We start from the raw sequence: 13,684 nt of genomic DNA on the forward strand, positions 1-13,684 counted from the left end.
TATGAACGACAACGCTGAGCAGCAGCTTTCCGCCGGGTCCGGGGCGTCCGCGACCTACCCGCAAGGTCAGCTGGCCCGGGCCTTCCTGACCGCGCTGACTCATGGCGATACCGAAACCCGGCGTCGGGCCGAAAGCCGTGTCGACCGCTGGCGTGCCGTGCTTGCCGGGATGGCCGACGGACGCCTGGCCATCGGTTCGCGCACCCCTGTGGCCGGGCTGCCCGCCTGGGTGACGCCGGAGGTCGTACGGGGCGGATTCGCCACCTCCGCCGCGAGCGCCGAGGGCCCGCTCCAGCCGTACGAGCGTGAGGCCGCGGCCCTGGCAGGGGTGCCCGCCGAGCGCCGGGCACTCTTCGCACACAGCCTCACCGAGCCGGGCCTGGGCCGGCTGTACGCCCTGCTCGACAGCGGCCGCTATGAGATCGCCGTTCCCGAGGAGGCCGCGCTGCTGACCGTGGCATGGCTGGTGCGGGCCGGCGACGTGGCCGGCGCGTTGGAACTCGTCGACGTACTGGAGCCGTTCGCCGACCGGCTGCGCTTCACGCCGCGGCCGTCGGCCCTGCCCGCGCCGGACGTCCGGGCGGTCCATCGGCGCACGGTCGGCGAGGTCGGCGCATCCCTGGCACGCCGGCGGCCCCATGCCGGCGTCGAGACCCAGCGCGAGGCGCTCACCGTCTGGCAGCCGTTCGGCGACCAACTGGTCGCACACTGGCTGGAGACCGCCGGGGCCGGCCGCGTACTGGACCGCGTCCCCGACGACACCTGGAAACAGCGCGGCGCGGCGCTTCTGCGCCGGTACCACGACCTCGCCGCCACCCACACGCGCTGCACCAAGCACCGCGATCCGAAGGAGAACCTGGGCATCCTGCGCGGCGCCCTGGAGGAGACGGTCGCCGGGCAGCCGCTGGACGCACGCCGGCTCGGGCTGCTGCGGCACGCGGTGGAATCCATGGTGCGGCGGCGCGGCCGGCCGGGTTCCCCACGGCACGCGGCGCTGCGTGCCCAACAGGCGTCCCAAGCGGCCCAGCCCTCGCACCACGCGCTCGCCCAACTGGTGCTGCGCCGGCTGTCCGGACTCCCGCAGGAGACCGGTGTGGCCGATGTGGCAGCGCTGGGCGAGGACGTTTCGGCGCGCGAGGCGACGGAGACCGGGCTGCCCGCGGGAGCGGCGGTCCCGGCGGCGATCCGGCACGCCACGGAGGCCGCGCTGAGCGCCCCGATCGGCACGCTCGTGGAGCGTGGTGCGGTTCCCTCGGCCGAGGTCCTGGCCGAACTGGTGCCGCAGCTGGTCGCCGCGACCGGTGCGCGGGCCTACCCGGACGAGGCGCTTCGCACCCTGATGGCCGCGAACTACCGCGCGTTCCGCAACCGCCGGTCGCTGCTTTTGTTCGACCTCGCGCGGCAGGTGCGGGTCGACGAACTGCCCTGGGTACGGGCGGTGGCCCGCCACCGCGTCGACCACGAGAGCTGGGAGCCGGCGCACGCCACGCTGTGCCAACTCGGCGAACTGGCCGTGCAGGCGTTCCCTGGCACGCTCCTGCCCAACCCGCTGGTCCGCGAACTCGCCACGCTCGCCCGGCAGGCCGAGTCCGGCGCGCCGTTCGTCGAGGAACTGGCCGCGGACATCTTCATGGGCACCTTCACACCGAAGTTCCTCGTGGCGGCGCGGGTCGCCGCGGACCTGCTCGGCGGCACGCTGTACGAGCGCTACTACGGCATCGACTACGCGGCGGTCCGCAACCTCGCGATCCTCGAGGCGTGCGAGGCGCTGTCCCGTACGCACCGGGCGCGCACCTCACCGGGATTCACGAAGCTGTGCACCGAGCGGGCCGGCGCGTCCGGAGCCTGGTCGGTGGCGTCCAACGGCAAGGTCATCGAGCAGGCCCAGATCCTCACCACGCACAACCTGGCCACGCTGGTCAGCCGGGTCGGCATCAGCCCCGAGCCCGGCTGGGACGATCTGGCCCGGCGCTGCTTCACCACCGTGTGCCGGCTCACGGCCCGGATACCCGGCAACCCGCGGCCGTTGTCCACGATCAAGGATGCGGCGTACGCATGGCGCCAGATGATGTTCCACCTGTCGCTCTGCGATCCCGTGGCACAGGCCCGGGTGATCGCCGAACTGGACGAGGAGGCAGCCCGCCACCCCCGTCATGTCGCGGCCGGGCTCGCCCCGGCGCTGACCGGCCTGCGCCAGGTCGCGGCCGGTGGCACGGCGGAGTCGGGCGGCGGACGTCGCTTCCTCGGGTGGACCACGGAGGCGCACTGGCTTCGCCCGGCCCCCGCAACCGACCGGCCCTGCTGACGGTGACGGCCCGGCTGCCCGGCCGCCCAGCCGGGGCGCCTCGGGTACCCGTCGCCCCCGCCCGCCCGCCGTGCAGCGCCAAGGGACGGGGACCGCGACCAAGGGACGGGGACCGCGTACCGCGTCCCGGCCCACCCCGGCCCGGGACGCGCTCGCCGCTACGCCGGTCGCAGTTCCGCCTGGTCCTTGACTCCGGTCACCTGCTCGCCGTCGACGACGTACGTCACCACACCCGACCACCGGCGATCGGGACCGCGACGCCACTGGGTGAGCAGCCCCGGCACCCAGTTGCCCGCTACGAGCACCCGGCAGGGCTTCGCGTCGGCCGAGGGCCGGAAGGCGGGGAAGCAGGGAATACAGGCCCCGCGCCCGTCCGCCAACGCCACGGAAAGCGCCACATTCCGCGGGTCGTGAGTATCCCGGCCGAAACGTCGGGCCTTTCGTTGCCCGTCATGCAGCGCTTCACAATCCACGGTCCGGTGGAAGACCGATCCGCCTTGGGTGACGAACACCCGCGCAGCCAGGCCTCTGGGGACGGGAGCGCACTCGGTGCACTGACCCACCACTAAATCGTGCAAGCACCGTTCATCCGCCATACAGTCATGATCACGTTCGGACACGCTGCTCACAAGAGTGGATCAGGCCGCGATCGGCCGTGCCCCCGCCCGAGGATCAACTCAACTGCGGTGGTGGGGAGTTGGGAAATCAACAGCCTGGGATCAGGCAGGCCGCCGGCCTTCGCTCCGCGCTCGGGCACACCCTTCCGGCTGAGCAGAGGATCGGAAGCGATTTCGGTATTCCGTCGGTGTCGTATGGAGTTGCCGACGGAACGCACGGATGAGGGTGTCGGTCGTGTTGAAGCCGCAGGTGGACGCGACACGTTCGAGGGCATCGTCAGTGGATTCAAGGCGATTGCGCGCCACTTCGACGCGGGCCGTTTCGATGTAGGCAGCCGGGGTCATGCCGAGTTCGGTCTTGAAGATGCGGGTGAGCTGCCGTTCGCTGATGTGGGCGTGCTCGGCGAGATCGGCGACGGTGAGGCGTTCGGCGACGTTGCGCGTGATGTGGTGACGGAGATCGTCGATGCGTCGCGTTGTCGAGGCGGGGGCGAGTGGGACGCTGAACTGACTCTGCCCACTGGGCCGTTTCAGATACATCACGAGCTGCCGGGCGACGTGCAGCGCGACGGCCTCGCCGAAGTCATCGGCGACGAGGGCGAGTGACAGGTCGAGGCAGGCGCTGATGCCCGCGCCGGTCCATACGTCGTGATCGCGAATGAAGATCGGATCGGCGTCGACCTCGATCGACGGATGCTCTGCGGCGAGTTGCTGCGCGGTCGACCAGTGGGTCGTGGCGCGCTTGCCGTCCAGCAGTCCGGCAGCCGCGAGAATATGTGCTCCCACACAGACGGATGCGACGCGCCGTGCCCTGCCGGCGAGAGTCTTCACCCAGTTGACCACTGTGGGATCGGTGACGGCATGAACGCGGCGTTGGGCGTCGACTTCGACCGAGCCGGGCACCAGGAGGGTGTCGATACTCCGTCCCGACACCTCCTGGAAGGTGATGTCGGGAAGGACGCGAACCCCGGCGGAGGTGGTGACGGGGTCCATGGTTTCGGCGGCCAGAACGACGTGGTACCCCGTCTCGTCGTCCATCTCCCGTTGCAGCAGGGCGAACACCTCCGGGGGGCCGGTCACATCCAGCAGATCGACGCCGTCGAAGAGGATGACGACGATGAACCGTTTGATGCTGCTCACGGGGGCTCCGTCCGGTCGGCCGCGGTGCCGCGGCGATGTCTGAATCTGCAAGTTGCATGACATTGCCGCCACGGGGGCCGAATCGTAGCGTGGCATACAGCCATCGCGCGGCGGCCCGAACCTTTCGACCCTCGAACCTTGCAACCCGCGAGCGTTTCGACACCGAGCCCAAGAGGGTGCATATACATGTCTACGACAACCCTGCGTGAACTCAACGGCTTCGATCAGACACCGGCATCGCTGGCCGCTGCGACGCTGATCCTGGTCGACTACCAGAACACGTACACCCGTGGCGTGATGGAGCTGACGGGATGGGAGGCCGCTCTCGACTCCGCCGCCGCACTCCTGTCCAGGGCCAGGAACGCCGGTGCGAAGGTCATCCACGTCATCAACGACGGTGGCGAGGGAACCCCGTACGACATCCGAGCCGAAATCGGCCGGATCCACCCCACCGTGGCGCCCATCGAGAGTGAGTCTGTCGTCGTCAAGACCGTTCCCAACGCGTTCGTCGACACCGACCTGGGGGACCGCGTCGACGCCGCCGGCAACAAGGACGTCATCATCGTCGGGTTCATGACCCACATGTGCGTGGCCTTCACCGCATCCGGCGCGTTCCTGCGAGGCAACCGACCCACCGTGGTCGCCGACGCCTGCGCGACCCGGCCTCTTCGGACAGCGGTCTCCGACGTGTCCGCCGAACAGCTCCACCACGGCGCGCTCGCGACGATCGACGATCTTTACGGGGTCGTCGTCCCGTCCGGCTCGTCCGTGAACTGACCCTCCGGCCGGGTGTGCAGTGGCTGCCGAGGGATGTCCGGGTCTCCCGTCCCGGGTTTCCCTCGGCAGCGGTTCTGTCAGTGGGCGATGGCAGCTCAACGTGCCAACCGGTCCGCCGCGAGGACACCGAGGGGCGTCCTCGCGGCGGACGGTGCGCCGATGCACCCTGACGCACCCCGACGTCCCCCCGCCTCGGGGAACCCCGCTGCCGACCACTGCGTCCCCCTCCCCGTGACGCACGATTCGGATCATCGAGCCATCGGCGCGCTGCTCGCGGCCGTCGTCCCCGACGACCTCGTCGTCCCGGTGCTGGACCGGCTCGCCGCCACGTCTTTGCTCGGCACGGCCAGACCGGATCCCGGGCTCGTCGGCCCCGTCGTCATGCACGGCACGCCCGCACACCTCGTCGCCCTGGCCGCCAACCCCGCACTCACGCGCGCCCAGCTCCGTGCCCTCGCGGAGGAACTCACCGCGCGAGCGGCCGACCCCGCGGCAGGCGCCGGCAGCCCCGAACGGTCCCACCTCTCGACCGCCGCCGAACTCGCCTACGTCCACCAGCGCGCGACCCCCCGGCTGCGCCATCACCTCGCGAACGGCCCGCTCGGCGAGGAGCTGGCCGAACGCCTGCACAGCGCCCATGGCATCCACTACGTCAGACCGCTCGCCGTCAGTGGCGACCCCCGCGTCCTGCTCCGGATCCTGACCGCGCCCGGGGACCGGGTCACCGAGGCGGAACAAGCCGACGCCGCCCTCCGGCTGCTCTCGGCCGGGTACGCACACCTCGTCGTCGAGCTGCTCGGCCGCCCGGGCACGACCACCCCGCGGCGCCGGGTCCGCCGTGAACTACGGCGTCTGCTGGGCGAGTACGGCACGCTCCCGGCGGGCGCCTCCGACCCGCGTGCCGCCGCCCTGGTCCGGATGGCCCGGCGGCCCGACAACCAGGGCGGCCTCACGGGCATGCTCCGGGACCGCCCCCACGACCCGCATTTCGTCCTGCCCTCCCCGGTACGGCGGGACCCCGCGGAACTTGTACGCCGTCATCTGCGCAGGCCGCTCCCGCTCCCGGTCCGCTTCTGGATGCTCGCCTATGACGACCTCGAGCCGGAGGTCGCCCGCGCCTTCCTCCACCACGGCCCGTCGCCCGACCCCACTCCCGTCGACGCCCATCGCATCGCCGCGCTCGCCGTCCGCATCGGCCCTCTCGCACCCGAAGACGTCGTCCGCGCCACCGCCCCCGTACGGCTGCTGCCGGGCATCATCGCGACGGGCTACATGCCCGTGATGAACGACCCCCAACTGCGGGACGCAGGGGTGAACTGGCAGCAGCACGAGCGCGCCGCCATGCACCGGATTGTGGACACCCTGCTGGCCGACGCTCCGCCCCGCGGCCTCGTCGCCGCCGCCGAAACCCGCCCGGGCAGTACGCCGGGCACGCTGCCCGAGCTCCTCCGCGCCGAGCCGTCCGGCAGCGGGGTCGACGCCGAGTTGCTGCACTGGCTGCTCACCCGCGCCCCCGCAACCGCGGTGCCGGACGTCATCTGTGCCCTGCGGCCCGATGACGCACTGTCCCTTGCCGCGGTCGCCATCCGCCGCGACACCCCGGCGATCCTCGACACCGTTCTGACGCTCCGCACCGACCCGCCCGTCCGCGACCGCCTCCTGGCCACCGCCCTGGACGCGGCCCGGGACGTCCACGCGGCGCGCCACCGCGCCCCGAAAGCGGAGGCCGAGGCCGAGGAGGGCAAGCTGCTGTGGATCGGCGAACCGCCCCTGCTGACCCGCCTGTTCCGCGCGGACGTCCCCGGTGCGTACGCGTACGTGAGGCGCCACGGCGGCCTCCCCGGGCACACCGACGGGACCGTCGGCAGTCTCGACGCCCCCCGACCCCCCATCGACTGGGACGCCTTCATCGCCCGCTACCGCGACGGTGTGCGCGGCGACCGGAGCGACGCTTGGATCATGGCCCAGCACCCCGAACTTCCGGAGGAACTCGCTCCGCTGCTCCTCCACGCGCACCCGGATCTGTTCTCCTCCTATCAGCCGGACACGAACTGGCAGCCCGTCCTTGTCCGCGCCGTCCTGCCCCGCCTGCGCCGCCAACTCGACCCGTCGTACTGGGTCGCCGTCCATCTGGCGCACGGCACGCTGAACGCGGCGGACCTGCTGCGACGCGGCGCACCCGCCCGCCACGCGCTGCCGCGCCGAGGCGTGGTGTGGCTCCGAGGAACCACGCTGCCCGACAAGCGCCTCGCCGACGAGGTCCGCCGACGGCTGGGACCCGCCACCGACGACCTCGAGATGTGGGCCGTCGCCGCAGGCCTCCTCCCGACCTTCTCGGGCACGCTCGCGGAGCTGTTCGACACCGCGGTCGCACTCACCCGCACATGACGGCCGCACGCTGCGGACGGATTTCCCGCCCGGTCGGTCCCCGACCGCTCATCTCGACCATGACGGGCGGAACTCCACATGGAATTGGTCCCATCCGTGTGTGTCCATATCCGGCCAGTGATAGATGCTCCGGCAGACGTGGTAATTGCATCCGCCGGAAATGTACAGCTGTGTCGCGGCAGCGGGCGGGCCTTCCTTCGTGACGGTGAATATGTGCGGAGCCGCTTCCCGGAACGCCGTCGTACTGCCTGTCAGGAACAGGGTCTCGGCGTGGACGTGCTGGTGGAGCAGGTTCTTGTTCCCGTTCCCCGGATCGCTGGGGGCCGGGTAGTTGATCTCGCAGGTGTCGGCCGGCAGGTCCCTCTCCGGCACTCTCGCGGTGCGCAGTTCGCGGGGAGCGTTCGCGGCACGAATGCGTGCGCGCAGTTTCTTCCACAGGGAGGGCCGGAACTGTACTGCCCGGTGCGCGAGCACGAGATCGAGCGGCGTCTCGTCCTCGAAAGCGATCCAGGGCTCCGTTTCAGCGGTGCGCATCGGCAGGTATACCAAGGACCGCGGGGAGCGCGCCGCGAGCAGCCAGAGGGCGCCTATGCGTCGGCCGTCCGCCCGGTCCACATACATGTTGAACGAGCTGTCGGATGTGTAGAGTGCTCCGTTCTTGAGTGGCTTTGACGGGCTGATCACTCGGTATTCCTCGTCTCCGAGTCGCACCTGCTGAACGGTGATCTTCAGTCGCAGGCTGTCTCGTGTGAGGGCGGCCCTCGATGCAGTCATCCAGAATTCTCCCGCTGTGGATTTGCTCTCTCACGGTGATTGTCTCGGCCGGAGGCGAGGAAGGTCCCGGGAACGGAGAGAGGGAGGCCCCGCATCGCTCGGGGGCTCCCCGGAGCCGCTCGCCGGTGTCCCTCCCCGCTCCCTCCCTCGGGACATGGGGCACCTGTCCCGAGCGCGGGCGTCTCCCCGCAGCCCGCTGGCGGCACCCCACGCTGTCCGGCCGCGGCAGGCCCGGTCGGTCTGCGCGGTCATGTGGCTGGGGCGCTCGCCGTGCAAGACGATCGGACATGTGAGCAAGACGGTGGGCTATTCAGCGGCTCATTCGATCTCTCTACGGTTGAGAGCACCACACCGAATCGACAGGGAGATCCTGATGCGAGCTGTTATCCAGAAGTCCTTCGGCGGCCCGGAGGTCCTCGAGGTCACCGAAATCGAACGCCCCCGCCCGCTCGGCGGCGAGGTGCTCATCCGAGTCCACGCCAGCGCGGTCAACCCGGTCGACGCTGCGGTCAGGTCGGGCGCGCTCCCGCTCCTCGGCGAGCCGCCGTTCGGCGTCGGCTGGGATGTCTCGGGCGTCGTCGAGGAGGCAGGGCCGGGAGCACGGTTCGCGGTGGGCGACGAGGTGTACGGGATGCCGTTCTTTCCCCGCGCGGCGACCGGGTACGCAGAGTACGTCGCCGCCCCGTCGCGGCAGGTCGCCCGCAAGCCCGCCACACTCGATCATGTGCACGCCGCCGCCCTGCCGCTTGCCGCGCTCACCGCCTGGCAGGGGCTGGTGGACGCGGCGGGCGTCAAGGAGGGCGACCGGGTGCTGATCCACCGCGCCGCCGGCGGCGTCGGCCACCTCGCGGTGCAGATCGCCAAGATACGCGGCGCGCACGTGACGGCGCTCGCGAGCGCGGCCCGGCACGAGTTCGTACGCGGCCTGGGGGCGGACGAGGTGATCGACTACCGGACCACCGACTTCACCGAGGCGGTACGGGACGCGGACGTGGTCTTCGACTCCACCGCCCAAGGCGCCCGTTCGCTGCTCTCGCTGCGCCCCGGGGGCGTACTGGTCAGTATCCTCGAACACGACGACACCGAGCTCGCGGCCACGGTCGCGGCGGCCGGGCGGCGCTTCGCCGGGGTCTTGGTGGAGCCGGACTACGCCTCACTCGAGGCGATCGCCGCGCTCGTGGACGCCGGCCGGATCCGCCCCCATGTCGATTCGACCTTCCCGCTGGCCGAGGTCGGCAAGGCGCATCAGCGGATCGAGTCGGGGCAGGCGCAGGGCAAGATCGTCCTGACGCTCTGATACGGATTCCGGCCGCCCTCTCCCACAAGGGCGGCCCGTATCGTGACCAGCAGAGAAGGGAGTGGCCATGGACATCCTCACCGAAGCGCTGGCCTCCATGCGCACCGGCAGCCCGGCGTCCGTCCGCACCGACGGCCGCGCGCCCTGGGGGCTGCGGCTGCCGCCGGTCGCGGGCGCGGGATTCCATGTGGTGCTCCACGGAAGCTGCTGGCTCGTCCCGCTGGACGACACCCCGCCGATCCCGCTCGGCCCCGGCGACGTGATCTTCGTGCGCGACGGCCGCGGCCACATCCTCGCCGACCAGCCCTCGACGCCGCCCGGGGAGCCCGGTCCTGAGCACTTCAGCGACAACTCGCCCATCGGCTCCGTCTCACTGGGGGGTGACGGCCCGCGCACCAGCCTGCTGTGCGGCAACTACCACCTGGACCAGGGCCGTCCGCACCCTCTGGTGATGCGGCTGCCCGCGATCATCCACCTGCCCACGCGGCACGGCCGCCACCCCGAGCTCAGCGCCGCCGTCCAGCTGCTGGGCGCCGAGCTGGACAATCCGCGCATCGGCTCCGAGGGCATCGTGCCGAGCCTGATCGACTCGCTGCTGCTGTACATCCTGCGCGCTTGGCTGGACGAACAGCCGGCGGACACGGCCCAGGGCTGGGCCGCCGCCCTGCGTGACACCGCGGTCGCCCCCGCACTGACGGCGATCCACCAAACGCCGGCGACGCAGTGGACCGTCGAGTCCCTGGCCGCCCGGTCCGGCCTGTCCCGTGCGGCCTTCGCCCGCCGCTTCAACGCGCTGGTCGGCGAGCCGCCGATGGCCTACCTGACCCGCTGGCGCATGACGACCGCCGCGCAACTGCTGCGGGAGTCGGACGTACCGCTGACGACGGTGGCGGCGCGGACGGGATATGGGTCGGAGTTCGCCTTCGCCAAGGCCTTCAAGCGGGAGTTCGGGCTCGCCCCGGGAGGGTATCGACGCCAGGCACGCGCCGCGTGACGGCGGGCGGCGGTCCGAACGGGCAACCGGCGGGCGGCCCCCGCGGCTACGGCCCTCAGGAACCGCAGCGGCCCGCGTGGAACTCCTCGGCCCGGATGGCGAGCAGGGCCACGTCGTCGTGTTCCCAGGGGGTGCGCAGTGTGTACAGGAGCACGTCGCAGGTCTCTTCCAGGGAACGCTCGGGTCCGGTGAGGAACACCAGGAGGGCGTCCAGGCGTTGGTCGATGGGTTGGTTGCGGGTCTCGACCAGGCCGTCGGTGTAGAGGACCAGTTCGTCGCCTGGCTCCAGGGCGAAGGTGGTCGTGTGGAAGGGGACGTCGCCGACGCCGAGGGGGGCGCCCGTGGGCAGGTCGAGCAGTTCGGCGTCCTGGCCGGGGCGGACCAGGGCGGGCGGCAGATGTCCGGCGTTGGCGATGCGGCACTGATGATCGTGGGGATCGTAGACGGCGTAGATGCAGGTGGTGATGGTCTGCCCCATGCGGTCGAAGAGGTTGTCGAGATGGTGCAGCACGTGGGCGGGTTCGAGGTCGAGTTCGGCGAAGGCACGTGTGGCGGTGCGCAGTTGGCCCATGGTGGCGGCGGCGTTGATGCCGCTGCCCATGACGTCACCTACGACGAGCGCGGTCTTGTCGTCGGCGAGCGGAATGACGTCGAACCAGTCGCCACCGATCTCGCTGGCGATGGAGGCCGGACGGTAGCGGGAGGCGATCTCCAGTCCCGGCCGCGGCTCCGGGTGCTCGGGAAGGAGGCTGCGTTGGAGGGTGAGCGCGGTATGGCGTTGGCTCTCGTACAGACGGGCGTTGTCGATGCACAGGGCCGCCCGCGCCACGAGTTCACCGGCCAGAATCTCGTCGTCGTGGTTGAACGGCTGTTGAATGCGGGTGCGTTTGAGGTCGAGGGCGCCGAGCACCCTGCCGCGGGCGATCAGCGGCACCGCCAGGTAGGAGTGGAACCCGGACCGGGCCAGGAGGTCGCCGGCCTCCCGGCAGCCGGCGATGCGCGGCAGGTCGCTGCCGCCCACCTGGGGCACGAGGACGGCGCGGCCGGCGCGTACGCACTGGGTGACCAGCTGGTCGGCGTCGTGGCTGGTGAGCTCGCCCGGCGGGTCGGCGGCAGCGGCCGGCTCCGTCGCCGATGCGGCCGAGACCGCCAGCGTCCGGAAGAGGGCCGGGCCGGTGGGGGAGATGACGGGCGTGGTGTGGGTCAGGACGCCGTCGAGCACATGCACCGTGGCCACGTCGGCCAGCGTCGGCACGGAGATCTCGGCGAGTTCCCGCGCGGTCTGATCGACGTCCAGTGTCGTGCCGATCCGCAGGGAGGCCTCGGCCACCAGCGCCATGTTGCGCCGGGCTCGGACTGCCTCGAGCGTGGCGAGGTGCCGCTCGGTGACGTCCACGACGGAGACCGCCACGCCCAGGACGTTCCCGTTCGACGCCTCCAGGCGGTAGTACGACACCGACCACGCATGTTCGTCCGGGCCGGCGGCGGTGCGTCCCACGGTTTGTTGGTCAACGACGGGGGTGCCGGTGGCCAGGACCTGCCGCATCGCGGTCTCGATGGCCTCGATGTCCAAATACGGAAGGGCCTCTCGGACGCTGCGGCCCAGATGCGCCGCAGCGGGCAAGCCGTTGATGCGTTCCAGCGCCGGGTTGACGCTCACATACCGCAGATCGGTGTCCAGGACCGCCAGCCCGATCGGGGACTGGGACACCAGGCGGGTGGACAGCGCCAGGTCCCGCTCCACCTGCCGCAGCGCCGCCTGGCCGGTTGCCAGCCCCAGGGCGTACAGGTCCCGGTGCCGGTCTTCCAGTCGCATGTTGCGGAACTCGACCAGCTTCGTACTGCCGTCCTTGAGCCGCACGGGAAACACCCCCGCCCAGCTCCCCTCGCCCGCCATGACCTGGGCGAAAAGATGCAGCACCAGTTCCAGATGCTCTTCGTTCACCAGCAGCTGTCCCGCGTACTGCCCGAGGGCCTCGCCGGCCGGGTAACCGAAAAGCTCTTCGGCCTGCGGACTCCACAGGACGATGCGCCCGTCACCGTCGAGCACGACGGCGGCGACGCTGAGCACGTCCAGCAGGCCGCCTGGCGCGGTCGCCACCTCGCGTTGCCGACCGTCTCCGGCGGCGGAGGCCTCGGCTGCGCTCATTGCCGCTCCTTCCGAGCCCCTCGGTCACAGCTGCTCACGGGTTGATCGAGAGCCCCGCCGCTCGTTCCGGAAGGGACCGGCCCGAAGAGTGACGGAGCGTCTTGGCGGATCATTCCCTTAGCCACGGGCCTCACGGGCCGGACGTGACGGCCGGGAACCGGCGGTCTCGGCAGGTACGACTCGACGGTGTCAGGGTACTTTCGCAGTCCGCCGCGGGGAATCCTGTGATCGACCTACTCACAGGCTAGTCTCTTTTTGGGGAGGTAACGGGCGGTATCGGCCCAAATCACCCTCAGCCACGTTTGCCCCCTCCGCCCGTCGCACACGGTCGTCCCGCTCGCGGATCTCCACGACCTGGCCGAGGGCTCTCCCGGCCCAGAGGCCGGAAGCAGCCAGTTCAGATCTCCGCCCCCGAAATGCGATTGCCGACCGGAAGGCACGCTGCCACGATTGCGTGCGTGATCACCGCCGAGACGCCGAGCTGCCTGATCGTGACGGGGATGCCGGGGGCCGGGAAGTCGACGGTGACCCGGCTGGTCGCCGAGCGCCTGCCACGCTCCGCTCGGCTCGACGGAGACCACATCAGCAGGCTGATCGTCGGCGGTCGCGTCGGGGCCCTCGGCGAGCCCGCCGACGAAGCGGCGCGGCAGGTGGAGCTGTGCAACCGCAATCTGTGCACGCTGGCGAACAACATTTCCGACGCCGGCTTCACGCCCGTGATCGACTGGGTGATACCCCACCGCGAGCAGCTGGACTTCTTCGTCTCTCTCCTCCGGGATCGGCAGGTCTTGTTCGCCGTCCTCGCACCGGGCATCGAGGTGTGCCGGTACCGCAACACCATCCGGGATCCACGTGAGCGGTTCGACTTCGACGGCTATGAAGACCTCGACGCCGACATGAGGCGCGAGCTCGGCGATGTCGGCTGGTGGTTCGACACCGCGGCCCTCACTCCCGAGCGGACCGCCGATCGCATCATCCGCGAGGCCGGCCGGCGAGCCCTGGTGAGTCGCCCGGTTTCGCCTGCGCAGAAACGGGTCTGACGATCTGGTGGCTTGACGACGTGGCGGCCTGACGACGTAACGGCCTGTCCGACGGTCGGCCCCCTCTGAGGCCCACTGTGGCGCACCTGGCGAAGGGCTGGCCATGGGGCTCGAACCTTTCGATCCTGCCGCCGTCGTCGAGCCCGGAGGCCTCCCTGGGCGGTGCTCCGTTGGTGTCGCAATCCCGCATTGCTGCAGCGCAG

General features: G+C 70.9%; 10 protein-coding genes. 6 read left to right on the forward strand and 4 right to left on the reverse strand.

From position 1 onward, the window contains the following. The first annotated feature begins 1 nt into the window (after nt 1). Nucleotides 2-2,305 carry a hypothetical protein gene (locus ACIGWZ_RS11205; RefSeq protein WP_400063065.1) on the forward strand — a complete coding sequence of 768 codons (2,304 nt, stop codon included), beginning with the start codon at nt 2-4 and terminating at the stop codon, nt 2,303-2,305. A 158-nt stretch (nt 2,306-2,463) separates the two neighbouring features. On the opposite strand, the gene ACIGWZ_RS11210 is transcribed toward ACIGWZ_RS11205, so the two are convergent. Together ACIGWZ_RS11210 and ACIGWZ_RS11215 are read right to left on the reverse strand one after the other, a co-directional pair. Further along, nucleotides 2,464-2,703: a hypothetical protein gene (locus ACIGWZ_RS11210; protein WP_400063067.1), complete on the reverse strand. Its 240-nt coding sequence runs from the start codon at nt 2,701-2,703 to the stop codon at nt 2,464-2,466. A 321-nt stretch (nt 2,704-3,024) separates the two neighbouring features. Next, a complete protein-coding gene (locus ACIGWZ_RS11215; protein WP_400063069.1) occupies nt 3,025-4,062 on the reverse strand; it encodes a GlxA family transcriptional regulator in 1,038 nt (345 codons plus the stop codon). Between the two features lie 186 nt (nt 4,063-4,248). On the opposite strand from ACIGWZ_RS11215, the gene ACIGWZ_RS11220 reads away from it, so the two are divergent. After that, entirely contained in the window at nt 4,249-4,839 is a 591-nt protein-coding gene (locus ACIGWZ_RS11220) for a cysteine hydrolase family protein (RefSeq protein ID WP_400063071.1), read from the forward strand. Between the two features lie 231 nt (nt 4,840-5,070). Beyond that, the gene (locus ACIGWZ_RS11225; RefSeq protein ID WP_400063073.1) at nt 5,071-7,227 is read left to right on the forward strand and encodes a hypothetical protein; all 2,157 of its coding nucleotides are present in this window, start codon (nt 5,071-5,073) and stop codon (nt 7,225-7,227) included. 48 nt (nt 7,228-7,275) lie between these two features. Here the strand turns inward: ACIGWZ_RS11225 and ACIGWZ_RS11230 are convergent, their stop codons facing one another. Next, nucleotides 7,276-8,001 carry a hypothetical protein gene (locus tag ACIGWZ_RS11230; RefSeq protein ID WP_400063075.1) on the reverse strand — a complete coding sequence of 242 codons (726 nt, stop codon included), beginning with the start codon at nt 7,999-8,001 and terminating at the stop codon, nt 7,276-7,278. 373 nt (nt 8,002-8,374) lie between these two features. Here ACIGWZ_RS11230 and ACIGWZ_RS11235 point away from each other — a divergent pair, with 373 nt between their 5' ends. After that, nucleotides 8,375-9,298: an NADP-dependent oxidoreductase gene (locus tag ACIGWZ_RS11235; protein ID WP_400063077.1), complete on the forward strand. Its 924-nt coding sequence runs from the start codon at nt 8,375-8,377 to the stop codon at nt 9,296-9,298. A gap of 67 nt (nt 9,299-9,365) precedes the next feature. Then, nucleotides 9,366-10,292: an AraC family transcriptional regulator gene (locus ACIGWZ_RS11240; RefSeq protein WP_400063079.1), complete on the forward strand. Its 927-nt coding sequence runs from the start codon at nt 9,366-9,368 to the stop codon at nt 10,290-10,292. Nucleotides 10,293-10,347: 55 nt separating this feature from the next. On the opposite strand, the gene ACIGWZ_RS11245 is transcribed toward ACIGWZ_RS11240, so the two are convergent. After that, nucleotides 10,348-12,441, reverse strand: coding sequence for a SpoIIE family protein phosphatase (locus tag ACIGWZ_RS11245; protein ID WP_400063081.1), 2,094 nt, complete (start codon nt 12,439-12,441; stop codon nt 10,348-10,350). Nucleotides 12,442-12,899: 458 nt separating this feature from the next. Between ACIGWZ_RS11245 and ACIGWZ_RS11250 the strand changes: the two genes are divergently transcribed. Beyond that, nucleotides 12,900-13,481 carry an AAA family ATPase gene (locus ACIGWZ_RS11250; protein ID WP_400063083.1) on the forward strand — a complete coding sequence of 194 codons (582 nt, stop codon included), beginning with the start codon at nt 12,900-12,902 and terminating at the stop codon, nt 13,479-13,481. The last annotated feature ends 203 nt before the right edge of the window (nt 13,482-13,684 follow it).

Origin of the sequence: Streptomyces sp. NPDC053427 (assembly GCF_044544985.1) — a bacterium.
Lineage (GTDB): Bacteria > Actinomycetota > Actinomycetes > Streptomycetales > Streptomycetaceae > Streptomyces.

Coding starts and splice junctions, on each gene's coding strand:
- ACIGWZ_RS11205 (WP_400063065.1), top strand. CDS start 2: ATGAACGACAACGCTGAGCAGCAGCTTTCCGCCGGGTCCGGGGCGTCC.
- ACIGWZ_RS11220 (WP_400063071.1), top strand. CDS start 4,249: ATGTCTACGACAACCCTGCGTGAACTCAACGGCTTCGATCAGACACCG.
- ACIGWZ_RS11230 (WP_400063075.1), bottom strand. CDS start 8,001: ATGACTGCATCGAGGGCCGCCCTCACACGAGACAGCCTGCGACTGAAG.
- ACIGWZ_RS11235 (WP_400063077.1), top strand. CDS start 8,375: ATGCGAGCTGTTATCCAGAAGTCCTTCGGCGGCCCGGAGGTCCTCGAG.
- ACIGWZ_RS11240 (WP_400063079.1), top strand. CDS start 9,366: ATGGACATCCTCACCGAAGCGCTGGCCTCCATGCGCACCGGCAGCCCG.
- ACIGWZ_RS11245 (WP_400063081.1), bottom strand. CDS start 12,441: ATGAGCGCAGCCGAGGCCTCCGCCGCCGGAGACGGTCGGCAACGCGAG.